This is a genomic window from Faecalicatena orotica (assembly GCF_003149245.1).
GTDB classification, from domain to species: Bacteria; Bacillota; Clostridia; order Lachnospirales; family Lachnospiraceae; genus Faecalicatena_A; species Faecalicatena_A orotica.
The window spans coordinates 103541-123775 of record NZ_QGDL01000005.1; the positions used below are offsets into that span (position 1 = coordinate 103541).

General features: G+C 46.0%; 22 protein-coding genes. 15 read left to right on the forward strand and 7 right to left on the reverse strand.

From position 1 onward, the window contains the following. The first annotated feature begins 82 nt into the window (after positions 1-82). From A8806_RS09435 to A8806_RS09465, 7 genes are all read left to right on the forward strand, one after another. On the forward strand, positions 83-550 hold the full coding sequence (locus A8806_RS09435) for a PTS sugar transporter subunit IIA (RefSeq protein WP_109730942.1): 468 nt from the start codon (positions 83-85) through the stop codon (positions 548-550). Continuing rightward, a complete protein-coding gene (gene gatB / locus A8806_RS09440) occupies positions 547-828 on the forward strand; it encodes a PTS galactitol transporter subunit IIB (protein ID WP_109730943.1) in 282 nt (93 codons plus the stop codon). Before A8806_RS09435 ends, gatB begins: the two co-directional genes overlap by 4 nt. A gap of 33 nt (positions 829-861) precedes the next feature. Next, positions 862-2220 carry a PTS galactitol transporter subunit IIC gene (locus tag A8806_RS09445; RefSeq protein ID WP_109730944.1) on the forward strand — a complete coding sequence of 453 codons (1359 nt, stop codon included), beginning with the start codon at positions 862-864 and terminating at the stop codon, positions 2218-2220. A 16-nt stretch (positions 2221-2236) separates the two neighbouring features. Next, positions 2237-3286, forward strand: coding sequence for a galactitol-1-phosphate 5-dehydrogenase (locus A8806_RS09450; RefSeq protein WP_109730945.1), 1050 nt, complete (start codon positions 2237-2239; stop codon positions 3284-3286). Between the two features lie 5 nt (positions 3287-3291). Beyond that, on the forward strand, positions 3292-4239 hold the full coding sequence (gene pfkB / locus A8806_RS09455) for a 1-phosphofructokinase (RefSeq protein WP_109730946.1): 948 nt from the start codon (positions 3292-3294) through the stop codon (positions 4237-4239). 20 nt (positions 4240-4259) lie between these two features. Then, complete coding sequence (locus A8806_RS09460; RefSeq protein ID WP_109730947.1) at positions 4260-5111, forward strand: class II fructose-bisphosphate aldolase; 852 nt, start codon at positions 4260-4262, stop codon at positions 5109-5111. Positions 5112-5232: 121 nt separating this feature from the next. Further along, positions 5233-7473, forward strand: a complete 2241-nt coding sequence (locus A8806_RS09465; protein ID WP_109730948.1) for a bifunctional diguanylate cyclase/phosphodiesterase — start codon at positions 5233-5235, stop codon at positions 7471-7473. 31 nt (positions 7474-7504) lie between these two features. On the opposite strand, the gene A8806_RS09470 is transcribed toward A8806_RS09465, so the two are convergent. The 3 genes from A8806_RS09470 to A8806_RS26145 all read right to left on the reverse strand — a co-directional run bounded on the left by A8806_RS09470 (position 7505) and on the right by A8806_RS26145 (position 9069). Then, complete coding sequence (locus tag A8806_RS09470; RefSeq protein ID WP_109730949.1) at positions 7505-8254, reverse strand: ABC transporter ATP-binding protein; 750 nt, start codon at positions 8252-8254, stop codon at positions 7505-7507. A 192-nt stretch (positions 8255-8446) separates the two neighbouring features. After that, entirely contained in the window at positions 8447-8635 is a 189-nt protein-coding gene (locus A8806_RS09475) for a ferredoxin (protein ID WP_109730950.1), read from the reverse strand. Between the two features lie 257 nt (positions 8636-8892). After that, entirely contained in the window at positions 8893-9069 is a 177-nt protein-coding gene (locus A8806_RS26145) for a hypothetical protein (protein WP_181368646.1), read from the reverse strand. Positions 9070-9261: 192 nt separating this feature from the next. Between A8806_RS26145 and A8806_RS09480 the strand changes: the two genes are divergently transcribed. Then, complete coding sequence (locus A8806_RS09480; RefSeq protein ID WP_109730951.1) at positions 9262-10053, forward strand: nitroreductase family protein; 792 nt, start codon at positions 9262-9264, stop codon at positions 10051-10053. Between the two features lie 103 nt (positions 10054-10156). Here the strand turns inward: A8806_RS09480 and A8806_RS26150 are convergent, their stop codons facing one another. Then, the gene (locus A8806_RS26150; RefSeq protein ID WP_181368647.1) at positions 10157-10333 is read right to left on the reverse strand and encodes a hypothetical protein; all 177 of its coding nucleotides are present in this window, start codon (positions 10331-10333) and stop codon (positions 10157-10159) included. A gap of 172 nt (positions 10334-10505) precedes the next feature. Here A8806_RS26150 and A8806_RS09485 point away from each other — a divergent pair, with 172 nt between their 5' ends. The 4 genes from A8806_RS09485 to A8806_RS09500 all read left to right on the forward strand — a co-directional run bounded on the left by A8806_RS09485 (position 10506) and on the right by A8806_RS09500 (position 14612). Beyond that, the gene (locus A8806_RS09485) at positions 10506-11330 is read left to right on the forward strand and encodes an AraC family transcriptional regulator (protein WP_109730952.1); all 825 of its coding nucleotides are present in this window, start codon (positions 10506-10508) and stop codon (positions 11328-11330) included. A 292-nt stretch (positions 11331-11622) separates the two neighbouring features. Then, entirely contained in the window at positions 11623-13215 is a 1593-nt protein-coding gene (locus A8806_RS26870; RefSeq protein WP_109730953.1) for a glycine betaine ABC transporter substrate-binding protein, read from the forward strand. A 12-nt stretch (positions 13216-13227) separates the two neighbouring features. Next, the gene (locus A8806_RS09495) at positions 13228-13998 is read left to right on the forward strand and encodes an ABC transporter ATP-binding protein (RefSeq protein WP_109730954.1); all 771 of its coding nucleotides are present in this window, start codon (positions 13228-13230) and stop codon (positions 13996-13998) included. Next, positions 13995-14612, forward strand: a complete 618-nt coding sequence (locus A8806_RS09500) for an ABC transporter permease (protein WP_330405323.1) — start codon at positions 13995-13997, stop codon at positions 14610-14612. The genes A8806_RS09495 and A8806_RS09500 overlap by 4 nt, the downstream gene beginning before the upstream one ends. A gap of 11 nt (positions 14613-14623) precedes the next feature. Here the strand turns inward: A8806_RS09500 and A8806_RS09505 are convergent, their stop codons facing one another. The 3 genes from A8806_RS09505 to A8806_RS09515 form a co-directional block, all read right to left on the reverse strand. Then, a complete protein-coding gene (locus A8806_RS09505; protein WP_242996025.1) occupies positions 14624-15619 on the reverse strand; it encodes a D-isomer specific 2-hydroxyacid dehydrogenase family protein in 996 nt (331 codons plus the stop codon). 170 nt (positions 15620-15789) lie between these two features. Next, positions 15790-16356 carry a chromate transporter gene (locus tag A8806_RS09510; protein WP_109730955.1) on the reverse strand — a complete coding sequence of 189 codons (567 nt, stop codon included), beginning with the start codon at positions 16354-16356 and terminating at the stop codon, positions 15790-15792. After that, complete coding sequence (locus tag A8806_RS09515) at positions 16353-16913, reverse strand: chromate transporter (RefSeq protein ID WP_109730956.1); 561 nt, start codon at positions 16911-16913, stop codon at positions 16353-16355. Before A8806_RS09515 ends, A8806_RS09510 begins: the two co-directional genes overlap by 4 nt. Positions 16914-17038: 125 nt before the next feature. On the opposite strand from A8806_RS09515, the gene A8806_RS09520 reads away from it, so the two are divergent. The 3 genes from A8806_RS09520 to A8806_RS09530 all read left to right on the forward strand — a co-directional run bounded on the left by A8806_RS09520 (position 17039) and on the right by A8806_RS09530 (position 20165). After that, on the forward strand, positions 17039-17926 hold the full coding sequence (locus tag A8806_RS09520; protein WP_109730957.1) for a LysR family transcriptional regulator: 888 nt from the start codon (positions 17039-17041) through the stop codon (positions 17924-17926). A gap of 262 nt (positions 17927-18188) precedes the next feature. Further along, complete coding sequence (locus A8806_RS09525; RefSeq protein WP_109730958.1) at positions 18189-19631, forward strand: MATE family efflux transporter; 1443 nt, start codon at positions 18189-18191, stop codon at positions 19629-19631. Positions 19632-19724: 93 nt separating this feature from the next. Further along, entirely contained in the window at positions 19725-20165 is a 441-nt protein-coding gene (locus tag A8806_RS09530) for a MarR family winged helix-turn-helix transcriptional regulator (protein ID WP_181368648.1), read from the forward strand. Positions 20166-20235 lie beyond the last annotated feature (70 nt).

A 20235-nucleotide genomic window follows, 5' to 3' on the forward strand; every position in this document is an offset into this window, starting at 1 on the left:
AAGAAAGAGACAGCCGGCAAGCAAAATTCTTTCATAAGTAAAAGAGGTTTAAAAGACAAAACATAAGAATGGAGGAAGATATATGATTTGGGAAGAGTTGAAGGACTCCCTGATTTTCACAGGGCTTCAGGCAGAGACATCAGACGATGTCATGAGGCAGCTGGGAGCGGCTTTCATAAATGAGGGGTATTGTAAAGAAACATATGTGGAAGCATTGATTGCCCGGGAAAAAGAATTTCCAACAGGGCTGGATGTGGACGGGATCGGGGTGGCTATCCCGCATACGGATGTAAGCCATGTGAACGAACCGGGAATTGCAATCGCGGTACTTACGGACCCGGTGACATTTATACAGATGGGGACGGATGACGAGATAACACAAGTGAAGCTGGTATTCATGCTGGCTGTAAAGGACCCGAATGCACATCTGGAAAATCTCCAGCAGATTATAGCAATCATTCAGGATACAGAAGTATTGAAAAAATTATTAGAAGTAACTGAGAAAAAAGAAATCATCAAAATCATAAAAGAGAAGGAGAATTCATTATGAAAAAGAAAGTTATCGTAGCATGCGGAGGAGCAGTGGCAACTTCAACAATCGCAGCAAATAAGGTCGTAGAGTTATGTAAGAAAAACGGGATTGACGTAGAAATCTGCCAGATCCGTATTTCAGAGATAGAATCCAATCTTCCGGGCACGAGCCTGATCGTTACAACATCTAAAGTAAAAAGAGACTATGGTGTGCCGCTGATTACCGGAATGCCTTTCATCTCCGGTGTAGGAGTGGAGAAGACAGAGGCCGCAATACTGGATGTATTGAAAGCCTGAGCCAAAATAGAATAATCTGGAGGATGAAGAATCATGTTGGAAATGATAGGAAATGGGATTAATTACATTATAGATATGGGAGCATCGGTTATGCTTCCGATTGTAATTGCAATTATCAGTGTTTGTTTAGGAATTAAAGTGGGCAAGGCAATCCGTTCCGGGCTTATGATCGGCGTCGGATTCGTGGGACTCAGCCTGATCGTAGATATGATGAATGCCCAGTTAGGGCCTGCGGCACAGGCAATGTCCGAGAGATTCGGGCTGTCCTTAAGCGTCGTTGATATCGGCTGGCCGGGGGCGTCTCCGATTACGTGGTCCTCTAATATCGCAACGGTTGCCATACCGGTTGCTATTCTGGTAAATATTATCATGCTCGTGACAAAGCTTACAAGAACAGTAAATATTGATATCTGGAATATCTGGCACATGACGTTTACAGGGGCTATCGCATATGCGGTGACAGGAAATTTCTGGATTGGTATTCTCGGGGTTGCCGTACACGCAGCAATTGCTTATAAGCTGGGAGATATCTGGGCACCGCTCATGTCTGACTACTTCGAGCTGGACGGCCTGACGGTTCCCCACGGGACATCGGCTTACATGGCGCCGGTTGCCTGTGTGATTGACGCTGTGATTGACAAGATTCCCGGCGTGAAGAAGATTGACCTGACAGCCGATACTCTCCAGGAAAAAGTTGGTGTACTGGGCGAACCGATCGTAATCGGAGGGATACTCGGTACAGTTGTCGGATTTTTGGCAGGCTACGGCCCGCAGGCCGCACTTCCGCTGGGTGTAAAGATGTCAGCTGTCATGGTGCTGATGCCGAAGATCGTAAAATGTATTATGGAAGGTCTGATGCCGATTTCAGAGAGAGCCAAAGAATTGATGAATAAAAGATTTGGTAACTCACAGTATTATATCGGCCTCGATCCTGCAATCCTGCTCGGGGATGCACAGGTAGTCACAGCCGGACTGATCTTTATCCCGCTGACTCTGCTGATTGCGGTAATCGTACCGGGTAATAAGGTGCTTCCGTTTGGTGACCTTGCAACAATCGGTTTCTTCATTGCAATTGCTGTAGCGGTACATAAAGGAAATCTTTTCCGCACATTAATTTCAGGAAGTGCCATTATGTTTATCACCATCTGGATTACAAACCAGACAATACCGTGGCTGACGAAACTGGCCGTGACGACGGGATCCACAGATGGCAGCAGCCTGATGGCGGCGATGGATCAGGGCGGATGTCCGATTACATATGTATTTACCCAGATCTTTGCAAGAGAAAATCTGGCAGGTATGGCAGTAATTCTGATCGGTTATATTTTCTGCATGGTCTTCGCAGTGCGCTGTTCCCGAAAAAGAGCAGCCGAGCTGAATGAAGAAGCCTGAAAGGAGGTTTAAGTGGATGAAAGCAGGAGTTGTTCACGCAAAGAATGATATTCGTTATGAAGAGATTGAAAAACCTGTCCCGAAGGAGGGGCAGGTGCTGATTAAGGTAAAATATACAGGGATCTGTGGTTCCGATGTGCCGAGGGTGAATGGAAATGCATGCCACTTTTTCCCGAATGTTCTCGGACATGAATTTTCCGGTATTGTGGAGGCCATCGGAGAAGGTGTCACGAAAGTGGCTCCCGGCAGCAGGGTTGCAGGGGTCCCCCTTGTACCGTGCATGAAATGTGAGGACTGCCAGAAGGGAAATTACTCCCTGTGCAGAAATTACAGTTTCATCGGTTCCCGTGAATTTGGAAGTTTTGCGGAATATGTCGTGGTTCCGGAACAGAATGCGGTTCCTTTTGAAGACGCGGTATCCTTTGAACAGGGGGCGTTTTTTGAACCTGCGACGGTTGCACTGCACGGGTTAAAAAGGGTTCCCTATGAAGGCGGAAAGACGGTTGCCATTCTCGGCGGCGGGACTATCGGAATGTTCGTGATGCAGTGGGCGAAGATATTTGGCGCCAAAAAGACTGTTGTATTTGATATCGCTCAGGAACGGCTGGAACTGGGAAACAGGCTTGGTGCATCCGCAGGAGTGAATACGCTCGATGAGGATTTTATGGAAAAAGCGCTTGCCCTCACAGATGGAAAAGGATTTGACTATGTATATGAAACAGCCGGAAACACGGCTACTATGAAAATGGCGTTCGCACTGGCTGCAAATAAAGCCCATGTCTGCTTTGTAGGGACACCGACAAAAGAGCTGAGTTTTTCTGTCGCAGAGTGGGAGAATATGAACCGGAAAGAATTTATGCTGACTGGATCATGGATGTCCTACAGTGCCCCGTTTCCGGGTGAGGAATGGGAGCTTGCGGCACATTATTTTAAAAGCGGAGCGTTAAAATTTGACGATTCCTTTATTTTCAGGAAGATGCCGCTCAGTCAGATTGCAGAAGCGTTTGAACTGTTTAAGACGCCGGGAACCGTGAAAGGCAAGATACTAATTGACAGCGAGAGGTAACAGATATGATTACGACAGTAACATTGAATGCATCCATTGATAAAGCATATTTCATGGACGGCAGGATTGAAAACGGGACCGTAATGCGTGTGGCCTCCTGCCGCAATACCGCGGGAGGCAAAGGCTTAAACGTGGCGCGTATCATAAAGCTCTGCGGGGAAAACGTGCAGGCGGCCGGGCTGGCAGGGGGATTCAACGGCGCGTATCTGGAATCCATGCTGGAACAGGATGGGATTTCTAAACAGTTTGTACATATACAAGGTGAGACAAGAAGCTGCATCAATATTCTGGATGAAGGATATGGATCTACGGAATATCTGGAACCGGGGTGCCCTGTCACGAAAGAAGAGGAAGAAGAGTTTTTAAAACGCTTTCCTGAAATTATTAAGGATAGCGAAGTTGTAACCATATCGGGTAGTGTGCCACAGGGAGTTTCGAAGGATATCTATGAAAAAATGATTCGCTGTGCAAAGGAAGCGAGCCGGAAGGTGATTCTGGATACGAGCGGAGAGCTTCTTAAAAATGGGCTTAAAGCATGCCCGGATATGGTGAAGCCAAACAAGGATGAGATCGAAGCATTGTTCGGCATTCAGGTAAACGGTTTTGAGGATGTCGTCAGTTATGCCGGGAAAATCTATGGGATGGGAATCCCTTATGTAGTGATTTCTTTGGGAAGAGACGGGGCCCTTCTCGTCTGCAGTGAAGGCATCTTTCAGGGAAGGCCGCCGGAAGTAAAGGCAGTCAATACCGTAGGATGCGGGGATTCGATGGTAGGCGCCTTTGCGGTGGCTTTGGAAAGAAACTACAGTCCGCAGGAAGCCTTGAAATATGCAGTGGCAACTGCGACGGCAGCTGCGCTCTCCCCGGGGACCGGAAGCTTTGAGGAATCAGTACAACAGGAACTGGCTGGCCGGATACAGATAGAAACGATAGAAAGTAAGGTCAGGATATAAGAAAGAAATGAGGTAGAAAAATGCCATTAGTGACAACAAAGGAATTATTACTGGATGCGCAGGCAAATGGATATGCTGTCGGCGCATTCAATGTAGAGAATATGGAAATGGTGCAGGCGGTGGCAGCGGCGGCAGAGGAACTTAGATCTCCGGTCATCATGCAGACCACGCCTTCCACGGTCAGGTATGCCGGTCTGGATTATTTTTATGCAAATGTCAGGGCAGCGGCAGAGAAGGCAGGCGTCCCCATTGTCATGCATCTGGATCACGGCAGCAGCTATGAACTCGCCATGCAGGCATATCGAACCGGATATACTTCGATCATGATAGACGGGTCACACGGAAATTTTGAGGAAAATATAGAGGTCAGCAGGGCCGTGGCCAATGCCTGTCATCCGTCAGGAATCCCGGTGGAAGCGGAACTGGGAAAAGTCGGCGGAAAAGAAGATGATTTGGAGGCAGGGGAGGGGAATCCGTATACAGACCCAGATGAAGCGGCGCGTTTTGTAGAATTGACAAAAGTAGATTCACTGGCAGTTGCAATCGGGACGGCACACGGAGTTTACAAAGGAATTCCGAAGCTGGATGTGGAGCGGCTTTCCGAGATCAGACAGGCTGTTTCCATTCCATTGGTCCTCCACGGGACATCCGGGGTTCCGGATGAAACGGTGCAGGAGTGTATCAGAAGGGGAATCTGCAAAGTGAATTATGCCACGGATCTGCGGATTGCATTTACAAAGGGCGTACGGTCCGTGTTCGATACTGACCCGGATACGATTGATCCCAAAAAATATAATGCGGCAGGCAGGGAACAGGTTAAGCAGTATGTAATGGAGAAAATAAAAGTCTGCATGAGCCAAAACAGGGCGTAATGCCAGCAGCAGTAGGTTATCACTGGATAACTTTACTGCTGCTTTTTTCTTTCATCTTTTCTTTTTACATAAATAATGGTAAGATAATATTCACAGGCAATGGCATAGTGGGAGGGCAGGTATGGAAGGGAAAAATTCAAAATGGCTCATACCGGGGACTGCGTTTGTTATTATTATTTTAGTGATTATATGGCTGGGGCGTGACTTTGTCTCGGGCACCCAAAAGGATGTGGACGAACAGAACCGGCAGTATCTGACTGAACTGGCAATCCAGAGTGCCCAGGCAATTAAGAATACAGTCAGCATGCAGTTGGAAAATATCGAGTCCATTGCGAATATTATTGGCAATCAGGATGAATTCAGTATGGATTACACGATGAGTGTATTGGATGCAGAGTTCCACAGCAGCAACTTTAAGAGGCTTGCCTATATCCCGCCGGATGGATATGCTGTTTCGACAGACAGTGAAGTATTCAGCGTACAGGACAGGGAGTATTATCATAAAGCCCTGAATGGAGAAAGCAATGTTTCTGATGTGATTGTTGATAAGATCGGGGGAGGGTATATTAATGTCTATGCGGTGCCGCTCTATCATGCAGAGAAATTAACCGGGGTGATTATAGCAACAAACGAGACGGACTTATTCTCAGAGATTCTTAATTTCCGTACTTTTTATGGAGAGGGGTATTCCTATATCATACAGAAAGACGGAACACCAGTAGTATTTAGTGCAGGAAAAGCGGATTTCCGCCAATTTGATAATTTGTTTGCGGAGCTTGACAAAAGCGGGGTGGAAGAATCTGAGATCGCCCAGATGAAACAGGATATGGAACAGAACGATGACGGCATTATAGAGTATAGTATGGATGATGTTCCGACAGTAGGGGCCTACAGAAAGATCGGTATTAACGACTGGTATGTTGTAACTGTTGTGCCAAGGGCATCGGTCTATGAGAATACGGATCGTATCGTCGTACGAAACCGCCAGATGGCGATGATTACTACAGTGCTTCTCACGGCGCTGTGCGTGCTGATTGTATTGCAGAATTATAAAAGTGATAAGAAACTCTCTTATCTGGCATATGTGGATTCATTTACCGGGGGCAATAACCTGAACAGATTCAAGATGCTTGCAGCCAGAAGAATCGAAAAGGGAGTTGATTCCCTGTATATGGTCTGGGTGGATATCGATAATTTTAAATTAATTAATGATATGTATGGATATCAGGAAGGAGATGCCATCCTGCTCGATATGAACAGGATGATATCGGAGATCATATCAACGGATGATATATACGGGCGTATGAGTAATGACAATTTTCTGTGTCTGGTATGCTGTAAAGATGATGAAGAGGTAAGGAACAGAGATGCATGTTTCCGGGAGCGTTTCCGGGAGCAGCAGAATAACCGTGGAAAACGATATAATGTTATATTTACGACAGGTGTTTACAAGATTACGCCGGATGAGACTGATATCGGGAAAATCATCGACCGTACAACAATGGCCCACCGCAGGGCAAAGCAGATGAACAGCGAATGTAAGATATGCTTCTACAATGATACTATGAGAGAAGAAGCTGTGCGTATCAAGGATATAGAGGACGTTATGCACGGAGCCCTCAGTAGAAAAGAGTTTCAGGTTTACCTGCAGCCAAAGTGCAATATGAATACCGGAGCCATTGAAGGTGCAGAGGCGCTTGTGCGCTGGATGAGGGACGGCAGGGTGATGTACCCGTCGGATTTTATCCCGGTGTTTGAAAGAAACGGATTCATTGTGAATCTGGATCTGTATACACTGGAAGAGGTATGCCGAATGCAGAGATACTGGCTGGATATGGGATTCAATCCACCTGCTGTTTCCGTGAACCAGTCAAAACCTCTGGTTTACGGGAAAGATTATGTACAGAAAGTACTTAATATTGTCCGCAGATACGACCTGCCGCCGAATCTGATTGAAATTGAACTGCTGGAAAGCCTGATACATGACAATATCGATGCATTGCAGAAGATAACAGAAGAACTCGGGCAGAACGGGATACTTGTTTGTATTGATGATTTTGGCAGTGGCTATTCATCGCTGAACCTGATCAAGGATATTTGTGCAGATGTGCTGAAGATAGACAGGGCATTTTTAAATAATGCAGAGACCAACCAGCGTGCATGGATTGTTCTAAAGAATGTGGTCGAGCTGGCGAAGGGGCTTAACATGTCAGTTGTAGTCGAAGGTGTGGAGACGGAAAATCAGGCAGCGCTTCTGAAAGAGGTAGGGTGTACCACGGCGCAGGGGTATCTGTATGCTAAACCGATGCCTGTTTCCGAATATGAGAAGCGGATAAAGAATAATAGAGAGCAAAACGAATAGATTGATAAAAAACGAACGGAGGAGCCCATCGTCATAGCTCCTCCATTTTTTTCATGATCATGTCATAAAATATCTGCTGAGTTTCACTTTTTTCTCCCTGCGGGCGGATTAGTGTCTCCAGAATCAAACCGTCCTTCAGCAGAACGGTCTTGCTGCTGTAGCTTGCAAGCTTAGGATCGTGTGTCACAAGGATAATCGTTTTCCCCATATCCTCATTAATCTCCTCCAGTGCGTGAATAACGATTTCACCGGACTGGCTGTCGAGATTGCCGGTAGGCTCATCAGCCAGAATGATATCCGGGTTATTAATCAGCGCCCGGCAGATTGCTGCCCGCTGCTTTTCCCCGCCGGACAGCTCACCGGGATATTTCCCGGCCAGATGCAGGATATCGAAATGTTCTGCCAATTCTTCCATCCGCGCCTGCATGGTCTTTGTGTCCTTTTTATCCAGAATCATAGGAAGCTTGATGTTCTGTGCAACGGTCAGACAATCCATCAGCCGGGCGTCCTGATGCACATAACCGATCTGGCGGCGCCGGATATCAGCGAGTTGGGAATCCCATAAATCTTCCGAATCCTCACCCCGGAAATAAACCTTTCCATCCGTAGGCCTGTCCACCAGCCCCAGAACCTTCAGAAAAGTACTCTTTCCCCCGCCGGAACGCCCCATAATCGTAATAAACTCCCCTCCACCCGCAGAGAAGCTGATTCCCTTCAAAACTTCTATCTTACCGTCATTGTAATCTCTTTCCAGATCCTTAACCTCAATAATAGTCTCCATACCTGCCTCCGGTCCGTTTCCTGAATTTAAACAGAAAACATATACTGAAATAACTATAACACGTTTACAGGTCAAACTTCAAGAAAATCGAAAACCAGAGAGCGCTTTGGGTTCGTGGGAGGATGTGGACGCCGATGGCAACGCAAGTCCAGAATCCGGCGGGGCAGTCTCTGTTGGCTTAAAGTCCATTAATTAGTCCTTAATTGCTATGACGCTTACGGGACATCCGTCTGCTGCTTCTTTTGCCCCTTCTTCGGTATCTGAATTGACTTCACTGATTACCTCGGCGAGTCCGTCGTCTGCCATACTGAATACTTCCGGGCATGTTCCGGCGCAGAGTCCGCATCCGATACATCCATCTCTGTCAATGATTGCTTTCATGTAATAGTTCTCCCTTCAAAATGATACACGGCACTTCTGTATATAAAACGAAATAGTATACAGTTAAATTGCGTGTTCAGATATAGTATACCCAGTATATGGAAAGTTATAAAAAGGAATGAAAGGAGTATAAGCCTGTATATAGAAAAACGTTAACATTTTCAGGAAACCCGTAAGCAGTAACGCAAAAACAGCAGGTTCCTGATTCGGGGAATCCTGCTGTTTTATCCATTTAAATGTTTCTTATTCATTTCTTATTATCGTCTGGTACGGTCGGGAATGTAGATGTGTCCGTTTAATGCGGAAAGGCCTCCGAGGATGCACTCCTGATTGTCTAAGATATATTTGACAAAACGTTCTTTTAAAGAAGGTTTCTTTTTATAGTTTACGGAAGCATTTTCCCTAGTCATTGCTGCTGTACATGTATTGCTCATGATATAATCTCCTTTCGATCTTTTAGAATTCTTGATTACAGTAATTATATTATCACATGCATTTTTCGGTTATTAGATAAGTTTTTGACTTTTTATTAGGGCGGAATTGACATAGAAGTTACTGCTCTGGATTGAGAATGGCGGAAATAAGGATATGGTGGTATAATATGGAAAAAAAGAGGGGGTGCGGCTATGGTTAATATTGACCAGGAGTTATGTATAGGGTGCAGGGCCTGTGAGGAGGATTGTGTCGGCGATGTAATCATTGTGAAGGACGGGAAGGCAGAAGTTACGAAACGCTGTATTGAGTGCGGACACTGTGTGGCATTGTGTCCTGTCTGTGCGGTGTCAATTCCGGAATATGATATGGATGATGTGGAAGAATATCATCCCGGGACTTTTCATGTAAACCCGGAGAATATGCTCCATGCGGTAAAGTTCAGGAGAAGTATCCGCAGATATAAGCCCGCCAAAATAGAAAAAGATAAGGCGGGGCGTATTCTGGATGCCGGCAGGTATTCTGCCACGGCTAAAAACCAACAAGGGTGTACATTTACGTTTGTCCAGGATGGGATGGATGAATTCCGGAAACTGGTATGGGAAGTGATGCCGTCCATTGTGGAACGGTTAAAAAAAGAGGCGCCTCTGTATGGCAGGGTTTTTGGATTGTTTTATTCACAGTGGAAGGCAAATCCACAAAAGGATAAACTGTTATTCAATGCTCCGGCATTTCTCGTGATAACATCAGACAACCAGCTGGATGGAGGGATTGCTGCGGCGAATATAGAAAATGTAGCAGCAGCCGAGGGGGTCGGGGCCCTATATAACGGGTATATGATGCGAATTATCAGCAAAAGCCCGGAATTGAAGGAATGGCTCGGCATTGGTGATAAACCTGTGGCGTGCTGTATGCTTCTTGGCTATCCGGCAGTTACATATTTAAGGACGGCTCCGAGGAAGAAGGGCGACATTATCTGGAAATAAAACTGGTAAATGAAAAACAGCAGGTTCCCTGATTGAGGAGTACCTGCTGTTTATTCTTTCTTCTGTTTTTTGACTGCTTTTTCCCGATTCATATTCGTTCACACTATCTGTCGGAATATCTTGATGGGATATAAATACCGCCGTTCAATGATACGAGACCGGAACAGATCATTTCACTGTTTTCAGATAAGTATTTTTTAATACGTTCACGTAAAGTAGCCTTCTTCTCGTAGTTTACAGAAGTCCTTGTATTCATTGTTGCTGCACATGTGTTACTCATATTGCATTCTCCTTTCATTATTGACATTTCCTTTTGACAGTTATAATGATATCATGCGTGTTTAAAGGATGTTAGATAAGAATTTGACTTTTTATTATGTCAAAATTGACATTACTTGAATAGTCTGATATGGTAGGAACATAAAAGTTTACCGGAAGGGAGGAATTAAGAAATGTTATATGAACCGTTATACAGGCTGGAGAAGACAGGGATTGACATTCAGTATCATACAAATAAGGGGAAATATGTTCCGGCTCACTGGCATGCAGCGGTGGAACTGATCTATATACTGAACGGTATTGGCAATGTAATCTTTGACGGGAAGGATCATCCTATGGTGGCCGGAGAGTTTATGCTTGTTGACTCTAACCAGATTCATGAGATGAAGTGTGCCAAGGCATCTATGATGGTGGCTATCCAGTATTCAAAAAACCGGATGAAAAACTATGTGGAGGATATTGATGAAATGCAGATCTCATGTACAAGGGAAAATCTGGAAAAGGAGAAGCTGGAGGCATACCTTGATATATGTAATCTATTAAAACGTCTTCCCCCGCTCTATGTTACACAGCCCCTGGGGTATTATCTCCAGAGTCAGGCAGTTGCTATGGAGGTCCTGTTTGAGGTAATCAACCATTTTGCAGAACGCAGGCAGGATTCTGCGGTTACTGAGAAAGATTCTGGTCTGGACCGTCTTGCCGAGATTACAGATTATATAGAAGAACATTATAAAGAACAGATTCTGCTTGAAGACATTTCTTCTCATTTTTACCTGAGCCGCGAGTATTTCAGCAGATTTTTCAAAAAGAATATGGGGGTTACGTTCTCCAGATATGTGAACCAGGTCAGGCTGATGCATATTTATTATGATATCTGTAATACAGGTGATGGGATTATGGAACTGGCAGAAAAACATGGCTTCACGAATTATAAATTGTTTAACCGGATGTTCCATGAGATATACGGATGTTCTCCGAGAGAGGTGCGGCAGAAGTAGGCTTTTGTCTGACTCCTGCCGGGCAGGTCAGAAAGCTACATTAAAGAGAATGTGGAAAAGAACATATATTCGAATATTTTCTTGCTTTCAGGAAGGAGATGTTTTATACTACACTTACAGTCTGTTGTCGATTTATAAGATATTTGGATGAACAGACACATCATAGCGGGATTTCTGCAGATAATATTCAGAAGTGCCGTGAAGTATTTTGACAGATAAGCCTGTCATCTTATTTCATACGAGGAAAGTACATCCTATATGAAGAATTACGAAAGACAGAGGAACTGGTTGAATGAATGAAGTTTTGACAAATATACAGTCATATTTTTCGAACCGTATGGATGAATACCTGACCTGTCTGTGGGAACATATCAGTATCAGCCTGATGGCTCTGGTTGTCGCTATGCTGATAGGAATTCCTCTGGGATACCTTTGCATCAGGTATGGGAAGTCCAGAAGATGGATCGTCGGTGTGTTTCAGGTTCTGCGCATTATTCCAAGTCTGGCCGTCCTGATCCTGCTGATCCCGGTTATGGGAACCGGTGTCAGGCCTGCAATGACAGCACTTGTGCTTCTGGCTGTGCCGTCTATACTGATGAACACGGCGGACGGGTTTGAGAATGTCCCGGAGTTTATGCTGGAGACTGCGGCCGGAATGGGAATGACAAAGAGACAGATATTCTGGAAGGTGAAAGTACCTCTTGCCATGCCGTCCATACTGACCGGGGCAAGAACGGCTATGGTAGAGATCATAGCCAGTGCCACGATTGCGGCCAAGATAGGGGCAGGCGGACTGGGCGGGATTATTTTGACGGGCCTGGGACTTTACAGGACGGACCTGCTGCTGATAGGCGGGATCTCGGTTGCGGTACTTTCTATTCTGACGGGAGTGTTCTTTAACCTGTTGGAAAAGCAGCTTATGAAATATAAATATACAGAAAAAGGAGAAAAAAAGAATATGAAATCAAGAATGAAAAGACTGACGGCAGCGTGTCTGTGCATAGTCATGCTGTTATCACTGACGGCCTGCGGGAACAAAAAGGATGCAAAAACAGGCGGAGATACATCAAATAAGAAAAGCACGGTAATCCGGGTGGGGTCAAAGGATTTTACCGAGGGTATGATCGTATCAGAAGTGTATGCGCTTGCGCTGGAGGACGCGGGATATGAAGTGGAGCGTGTGTTCGATATTGCAGGTTCGGTTATCCATACATCTATTGTAAATGATGAGATCGATATGTACCCGGAATACACGGGAACCGGGCTTCTTTCTGTTCTGGATATGGATTTTATTACGGATCCGCAGGAAGTATATGATACTGTGAAAGATGAGTATGAAAAGCAGTTCCAGCTGACGTGGCTGGATTATTCTAAGGCGAATGACGGGCAGGGGCTCGTAATACGGACGGAAGTGGCAGATAAACTGGGAATCAAGACAATCTCCGACCTACAGAAGCATGCCTCCGAGCTGCGTTTTGCCTCTCAGGGAGAATTTAATGAGAGAGAAGACGGAATTCCAGCGCTGGAAAAGGCTTATGGTAAATTTGACTGGAAGTCCTCTAAAGTATATGACGGCGGTCTGAAATATGAGGTGCTCTCAAAGGATGAAGCAGATGTGACCCCTGCTTACACAACAGAGGGCCAGCTTGCAAATAAAGACAAGTTTACACTGCTTGAGGATGACAAGATGGTATGGCCGCCTTATAATCTTGCCCCTGTTGTGCGGGACAATGTGCTTGAGGCGAACCCCGATATCGCAGATATTTTAAATGGAATCAGTGCGAAGATGGATACAGAATCCGTTACAGCCCTGAATGCAAAAGTTGATGTGGATAAAGAAGAGTATGAAGATGTTGCTCTGGACTATTACGAGTCGATAAAATAGGAGGACGCCCAGATGTCAGTACCGGCAATTGAATTCCGGGATGTTAGTAAAAAATTTAATGGATCAGGGTACTATGCGGTAGACCATGTATCATTTTCTGTAGAGGAAGGGGAATTCATTACTATATTGGGTTCATCCGGCTGCGGTAAGACGACACTGCTGAAGATGGTCAACCGCCTATATGAACCGGAAGCAGGAAAGATCTTCTTATTTGGAGAGGATACCTCTGGCCTTGATGTTGTAAAGCTGAGGAGGCGGATTGGATATGTGATCCAGCAGACCGGCCTGTTCCCCCATATGACGATTGAAGAAAATGTAGCAACAGTCCCGAAGCTTCTAAAGTGGGATAAGGAGAAGACAAAGGAAAGAGTGAGGGAACTCCTGAAAATGGTAGAGTTAGACCCGGAAGAATTCTGCGGCCGATATCCCTCACAGCTTTCCGGAGGGCAGCAGCAGAGGGTAGGACTTGCAAGGGCACTTGCGGTGGAGCCGAAGATCATGCTTTTGGACGAACCTTTCGGCGCGGTAGATGCCATTACGAGAATCGGCCTGCAGGAGGAACTGCTCCGGCTTCACGGCGGACTGAAGAAGACGTTCCTTCTTGTAACGCATGATATACATGAGGCGTTTAAGCTGGGAACAAAGGTCATGATCATGAATGAAGGGAAGATATGCCAGTTCGATACCCCGCAGAATATTATCCGGAATCCGGCAGACGGGTTCACTGCCGCGCTGATCCGGTCTGCCAGAGAGCAGGAAAAGCTGTGGGAGGGATATGTATGAGCGGCATGATGAAGTACCTGTCAAGGCATTACGATGATCTTCTGGAAGCGCTTCTGGAGCATCTGGAGCTGGTAGTCGTAACCCTTGTTTTTTCCCTGCTGATCGCTGCAGTACTGACTGTTGCGGCGGTGTATTCGAGAAGGGCGGGAGAATATATGATTCAGGCTTTTTCTGTACTTTATTCCGTACCGAGTCTGGCGCTGTTTGCCCTGCTGATTCCGGTTACCGGCCTGGGGAAGACAACGGCGGAGATTGTTTTGATTGCATATAATCAATACCTGCTCCTGAGAAATTTTATATCCGGGCTTTATCAGGTTGATCCTGCAGTTATCGAGGCAGCTGAAGGGATGGGGATGAGGCGCCTGCAGGTGCTCTGGAAGGTGCGCCTGCCGTTGTCTAAAAAAGCCTTTTTCACAGGAATACAGCTCGCGGTTGTATCAACGATCGGGATAGCCACTATTGCAGCCATGATCAATGCGGGAGGTCTCGGGACAATCCTGTTTGACGGTCTGCGTACACTGAATATCTATAAGATCATAGCAGGAAGTGTACTGTCAGCGGGACTCGCCCTAGTTATCAACGGGGTGTTCAAGGCAGTGGAGAAGCGGATATGAAAAGACGGAGATTACAGCTCCTTTTTCCACGTCCCATCTCTGTGCATGCTGACAATCCCACGGATGCCGCAGTCTACCATCTCTTCAATGGCGGATTCGGTATAGAAAGCCATATGCTGCGTCATGGCTACATTTGGAAACTGCCTTAAGTACGCCATGTCCCGGTTGGCTATGATGTCGTTGATTCTGCTCTCGTGATAGATGGAACGCTCATCTTCAAACACATCCAGGCCGAGGGCACCGATTTTCAGGGATTCTATGCCGTGTATCAGTGTTTTCCGGTCCATGAGTTCTCCGCGGGAAGTGTTGATCAGGATTACACCGTCTTTCATATGAGAGAGTGTTTCCCTGTTGACCATATACTTTGTAGACTCCGTAAGGGGAAGATGAAACGTGATGACATCACTTCTGGTATACAATTCTTCAAGTGAGACAAATTCAGCATACTCCTCTAATTCCTGGCGGGGAGTGCGGTTATAGGCGAGAATCCTGCACCCGAAGCCGCTCAGTGAACGAATAACGGTCTGCCCGATCTGCCCGGTCCCGACCACGCCGACTGTCATGCTCTTCAAGGTCCTGCCGCGCAGGCCGTTCAGAGAATAGTCATTTACATTCTGGCGGTATACGGCCGGTTTATACTTGCGCAGGACAAGAAGCATCAGCATAATCGTAAAATCAGCAACACTCTCCGGTGCGTATTCCGCATTTAAGATGTGTATCCCTATCTTTTTAGCGTAATTAACGTCTATGTGATTGTATCCAATCGTTCTTGTAGAAAGGTATTTTACCCCCAGTTCCTTTAAACGGTCCAGCACTTCCGGGCTGATCCTGCTCATTCCAAGCGTTGTTACACCGGCATATCCGGCACATTGGTCAACCGTATCCAGATTCAGTATGTCCGGAAGAAGCGTGACTTCGGCAGCCAGATCCCCGGCAGCCTTCTTAAAAATATCTTTTTCGTCATCCCTGACTTCAAAAGCCAGTATCCTGATCGTATCCTGTTCCATAACGAGGGTCCTCCTGTAATGTAAAAATATTTGATTTCCCTATTTTAGAAAAGTTAAGGGGGCTTGTCAAACACACGGGGGAACGCGTCAAAGTGGTAAATCATAACCAGCGAACGAGCTTTCGTATCGTGAGCGGATAACAGGATGCGGCCTGCTCGTTGTTTTCTGCATCACAGGTAAAGGACCAGTCCTGCCATTCCGCTGATGAGCATGACAAGCACGGGATTCAGTTTCCACTTGCGCAGAACGAGGAGCATGATGGAGAAGACCGCCAGTGCAGTCCAGTTCATCAGGGATATGACATTTTTGATTTCCAGTGCCTGTGTTCCCCAAAATGCAATCGAGATAATGGTCACGGCTGCCGAGATAATGAGGCCTAAAGATGCCGATTTCAGACCCTTTAGTACTTCAAATACATAGGAAGATTCTTTGTGCTTTTGAAAAAAGCGATGCAGAAACAGACAGATAATCACGCCACAAAGCACACAGCCAAGCGTTGCTGCGACTGCCCCGACGATGCCTCCGATCTGGATTCCGACGAATGTGGCTGTGTTTACTGCCAGTGGCCCGGGTGTCATCTGGGAAATTGTGATGATATCCGTGAACATTTTAGGGCTGATGCTGCCGGAGCGTTTAACGACTTGTTCCTGGATCAGGGGAATGATTGCGTAACCGCCGCCGATACTGAGAAGTCCAATTTTTAGAAACATCCAGAACAGACGAAAAGCTGTATTCATTTTGTACCTCTCTTTCTACGGAAAACCTGCACAATGCAGAAAAAGCAGCAGACAATCAATATGAGGGCCACATTGATATGCAGGAAAAAATTTGCGAGAAAGGCGGCCGGGATCATCATGGTAAGGAAAAGAGAGCGCTCTTTTATGATCAGGGCACACATATCGGCAACTAAATCAACCATGAGGGCGGCCACACCGGCCTCCATTCCTTTTAAAACGGCAGCAGCGACCGCGTTGGAGATAAAAGCGGTGTAGAAGGCTGACACTATGCCGAGAATGAGCAGTGGCGGAAGAACCGCCGCTATGCAGCTGATCAGGACACCTGTCATCCCCGCAACGTGATAGCCTGCAAGGGCGGATAAATTGATAGCGATTGCGCCGGGGGCAGACTGGGCGACTGCAGCCATATCCATCAGTTCTTCTTCCGTAAAATATCGTTTTTTCCACACAAAAAAACGGCGCACCATAGGTACAACCACATAGCCGCCGCCAAATGTGAAGGTGCTGATAAATAGATTGACCGCTAACAGCCATAAATGAGTATTTCTGTTCTTCATGAATAAAAGTATCCTTTCTATGCATTGATTTGCGTATTTCCATAAGTATAGCGCTTGTAGTGGAATCTGTAAAATGATATAATTTTACTGTTACCATCAATTTTACTCATGCTGTTGAGGTGAATATGAATATTAGATATTTAGAAATTATGGAAGCAATTGCAGAGACCGGTTCTTTTACAGGCGCCGCTAAAAAGCTGTTTATTACACAATCAGCGGTATCTCATGCCGTGGCAGAATTAGAGGCGAAAGCTGGAACGGCCCTTTTCGAGCGCCGGCCAAAGGGAGTGGCAGTCACACCATGCGGCAGGTCTCTTCTGGAAGAATCACGGGGGATACTGATTGCCAGCAGAAATCTGGACAGGCGGATCTCTCATTTAGAGGAGAACACGCCAATCCATGTCGTTTCCAGCATTACGATTGCCTCATTTGTGCTGCCTCAAATACTGAACCAATTTCGTGCAGTATACCCTGAACAGCAGATTTTTGTCAGAGTTGCAAGTGCGAAGGCGGTCCTTGATATTTTACAGCGTGGGGATGCGGATGTTGCTTTTTGGGAAGGCGCTGCGCCGAAAGGTGATTTTGAAACAATTACACTGGGGTCTTACCTGCTGCGGGCAGCCTGCTCACCGGGGTTTTCTGTTTCCAGCCAGTCCGCTACCCTGCGGCAGCTATGCGGATATCCTTTGCTTCTGAGGGAACAGGGAAGCGCAGTCCGTGATACATTTGACCATATGCTTGTGGCGGCAAATCTGAAAGCAGAGCCGGTCTGGGAAAGCGTTAATTCACTTACACTGGCCAAAGCAGCAGAAGCTGGAATGGGAATTACGGTCCTGCCGGAAAAACTATTACTTGATTCCGTGGAGGCTGGGCGGCTGCGTTTCCTCCAAATAGAAGGTATTGAAATGGAAAATCAAATGCTGGTATTGCTTCATAGGAACAAATATGTTACAAAGCCACTCCAGCTTCTGTTAGAGAACATCAAAATTGGCAGCATAGCATCTGTACTGTAAATGTTCACATAAAATTTTAAATTTATAAAATTGACTTTTGGGATTCTAATTGATAAAATATGTATGTCGAGTGGCAAAAAGCGTAAATCCAGATTCGGGATTTACGCTTTTTTTGGTTGTGGCAGCTTTCCGAAAAAGACTCCGGGCGGCAACTGTTCATGGTTCTGAACAGTTGCTCCAAATTTATATTAACAGGAGGTTGTAATGGAAAAACGAGAAATTAAGAACAGGTTAAAAGCATTCCGAAAGAGAGGTGTGAGTAATGGAACAGAAATCTAACGCTTATCTGGAAACGGAAAAAATCGGAGTGTTAATGAGGAAATATGCGGTCCCTTGCGTGATCTCTCTCTTAGTAGCCGCCTTATACAACATTGTGGATCAAATCTTTATTGCTAATGCGGATTATCTTGGATCATACGGCAATGCGGCCAATACTGTTGTTTTCCCGCTGACTGTTGTTGCGCTGGCAGTTTCGGTTATGATCGGTGACGGGTGCTGTGCATTTGTAAGTATCAGTCTCGGTGCAGGCAGAAAAGACAATGCACATCGGAGTATCGGCAATGCAGTGCTGCTTTCTATAATCAGCAGTATGATACTGGCTGCCGTTTACTTTATTTTTCAGGACCAGATACTAATTCTATTTGGCGGACAGGTAAATGCGGAGACCTTTGCCTATTCGAAAGAATATTTTACCTATATTACGATCGGCGTGCCGTTCTACATGTTCGGGCAGGCATTGAATCCGGTTATCCGGTCCGACGGAAGCCCGAAGTTTGCCATGTTATCTACTCTGGCCGGGGCGGCAGTGAATATGATACTGGATCCTGTTTTCATCTTCGGATTTAAGTGGGGGATGATGGGGGCCGCGGCCGCTACCGTGGCGGGACAGGTACTGACAGCTGTTCTGGCAGTCTGGTATCTCTGCCACATGAAGGCTGTTAAGCTGGGCAGGGACAGCTTTAAAATCAGGGGGAGCCTGTTGAAACGGTTCCTGCCTCTGGGAGTCTGCAGTTTTTTATCACAGATTTCGCTCGTGCTTTGTATGGCCGCAGTACAGAATATGATTCTTAAGTACGGTGCCGGAGATGAGATATTCGGCCAGACGCAGTATGCACAGATTCCGATGGCTGTAGTAGGGATTGTCATGAAATTCTTCCAGATTGTTATTTCTGTATCTGTCGGCATGGCGGCAGGCTGTATCCCTGTTGTCGGATATAATGTGGGGGCGGGCCGCAGGGACCGGGCGGGAAATATCCTGACTTACCTGCTGGCTGCCGAAGCCGCAGTGGGGGCTATTGCCTTGCTGATTGTGGAAACATTTCCGCGCCAGCTGATTGCTGTTTTTGGCGCGGCAAATGAGAGTGTTTATTATACGGATTTTGCAGTGAAGAGTTTCCGGATATATCTCTGTATGATCGTATTTGCATGTGTGAATAAAGCAACTTTTATTTACCTTCAGTCACTGGGGAAGGCAATGCTTTCTACTATACTGTCCATGATAAGGGAGGTTATCTTTGGCATCGGTTTTGCGCTTATCCTGCCGGCTTTCTTTGGCCTGGACGGGGTATTGTATTCCATGCCGGTTTCGGATATCCTGACATTTTTAATATCTGCGGTGGTAATAAGGAACACCTACAAGGCGCTGGCGCCTGAAAACGAAGCGGTTATAGGGACGGGAAACGAAGTTATAAAAAGTCAGGTATAAAACGTTGACATTTAGAAATTCTCATGTTAAAATGTTAGATGTCAAACAGTTGAATGTATGACAGTTCGACTTCAAACTAACAGAGGGATGGAAATGAAAGAAAAAAAGTATATGGGAAGAGAGCTCCGGGTGCTGGATAATCTGATCAAGCGTTTTATTGATAATCAGATGAACAAGGTAAAGATTAACCGCATTACAGGCTCAAATGGATGGATTATCGGATATCTCAGGGATCATGAAGGAGAACCGGTATACCAGAAGGATCTGGAGTGTGAGTTCAATATCACGAGGTCTACTGCATCGAAGGTAGTAAATCTGATGGTTGAAAAGGGCCTGATCACACGTGAAAGCGTGCCGGGGGATGCAAGACTGAAGAGACTGCTCCTGACACCAAAGGCGATTGCACTTGGCGAAGAGATGGAACGGAACCGTGATCTTGTGGAGGCCCGGATCGTCAAAGGATTCTCCGATGAAGAACTGGAACAGTTTTATTCCTATATTGATAGAATTATAAAGAATGTAAGCGAAGGATGAGCCGGCAGATGCCGGCTTCCTTTTTCCTGAAGAAGTTTGATGTCGTACAATTTAGATAAGGAGGTTGTGA

Excerpts from the sequence above, each read along its gene's own strand:
- A8806_RS26870 (WP_109730953.1), top strand. The coding sequence starts at position 11,623 with ATGAATGAAGTTTTGACAAATATACAGTCATATTTTTCGAACCGTATG.
- A8806_RS09510 (WP_109730955.1), bottom strand. The coding sequence starts at position 16,356 with ATGAATACAGCTTTTCGTCTGTTCTGGATGTTTCTAAAAATTGGACTT.
- A8806_RS09505 (WP_242996025.1), bottom strand. The coding sequence starts at position 15,619 with ATGGAACAGGATACGATCAGGATACTGGCTTTTGAAGTCAGGGATGAC.
- gatB (WP_109730943.1), top strand. The coding sequence starts at position 547 with ATGAAAAAGAAAGTTATCGTAGCATGCGGAGGAGCAGTGGCAACTTCA.
- A8806_RS09515 (WP_109730956.1), bottom strand. The coding sequence starts at position 16,913 with ATGAAGAACAGAAATACTCATTTATGGCTGTTAGCGGTCAATCTATTT.
- A8806_RS09460 (WP_109730947.1), top strand. The coding sequence starts at position 4,260 with ATGCCATTAGTGACAACAAAGGAATTATTACTGGATGCGCAGGCAAAT.
- A8806_RS09525 (WP_109730958.1), top strand. The coding sequence starts at position 18,189 with ATGGAACAGAAATCTAACGCTTATCTGGAAACGGAAAAAATCGGAGTG.
- A8806_RS09475 (WP_109730950.1), bottom strand. The coding sequence starts at position 8,635 with ATGAAAGCAATCATTGACAGAGATGGATGTATCGGATGCGGACTCTGC.
- A8806_RS09470 (WP_109730949.1), bottom strand. The coding sequence starts at position 8,254 with ATGGAGACTATTATTGAGGTTAAGGATCTGGAAAGAGATTACAATGAC.
- pfkB (WP_109730946.1), top strand. The coding sequence starts at position 3,292 with ATGATTACGACAGTAACATTGAATGCATCCATTGATAAAGCATATTTC.
- A8806_RS09435 (WP_109730942.1), top strand. The coding sequence starts at position 83 with ATGATTTGGGAAGAGTTGAAGGACTCCCTGATTTTCACAGGGCTTCAG.
- A8806_RS09485 (WP_109730952.1), top strand. The coding sequence starts at position 10,506 with ATGTTATATGAACCGTTATACAGGCTGGAGAAGACAGGGATTGACATT.
- A8806_RS26145 (WP_181368646.1), bottom strand. The coding sequence starts at position 9,069 with ATGAGCAATACATGTACAGCAGCAATGACTAGGGAAAATGCTTCCGTA.
- A8806_RS09495 (WP_109730954.1), top strand. The coding sequence starts at position 13,228 with ATGTCAGTACCGGCAATTGAATTCCGGGATGTTAGTAAAAAATTTAAT.
- A8806_RS09445 (WP_109730944.1), top strand. The coding sequence starts at position 862 with ATGTTGGAAATGATAGGAAATGGGATTAATTACATTATAGATATGGGA.
- A8806_RS09450 (WP_109730945.1), top strand. The coding sequence starts at position 2,237 with ATGAAAGCAGGAGTTGTTCACGCAAAGAATGATATTCGTTATGAAGAG.
- A8806_RS09500 (WP_330405323.1), top strand. The coding sequence starts at position 13,995 with ATGAGCGGCATGATGAAGTACCTGTCAAGGCATTACGATGATCTTCTG.
- A8806_RS09530 (WP_181368648.1), top strand. The coding sequence starts at position 19,725 with ATGAAAGAAAAAAAGTATATGGGAAGAGAGCTCCGGGTGCTGGATAAT.
- A8806_RS09520 (WP_109730957.1), top strand. The coding sequence starts at position 17,039 with ATGAATATTAGATATTTAGAAATTATGGAAGCAATTGCAGAGACCGGT.
- A8806_RS26150 (WP_181368647.1), bottom strand. The coding sequence starts at position 10,333 with ATGAGTAACACATGTGCAGCAACAATGAATACAAGGACTTCTGTAAAC.
- A8806_RS09480 (WP_109730951.1), top strand. The coding sequence starts at position 9,262 with ATGGTTAATATTGACCAGGAGTTATGTATAGGGTGCAGGGCCTGTGAG.
- A8806_RS09465 (WP_109730948.1), top strand. The coding sequence starts at position 5,233 with ATGGAAGGGAAAAATTCAAAATGGCTCATACCGGGGACTGCGTTTGTT.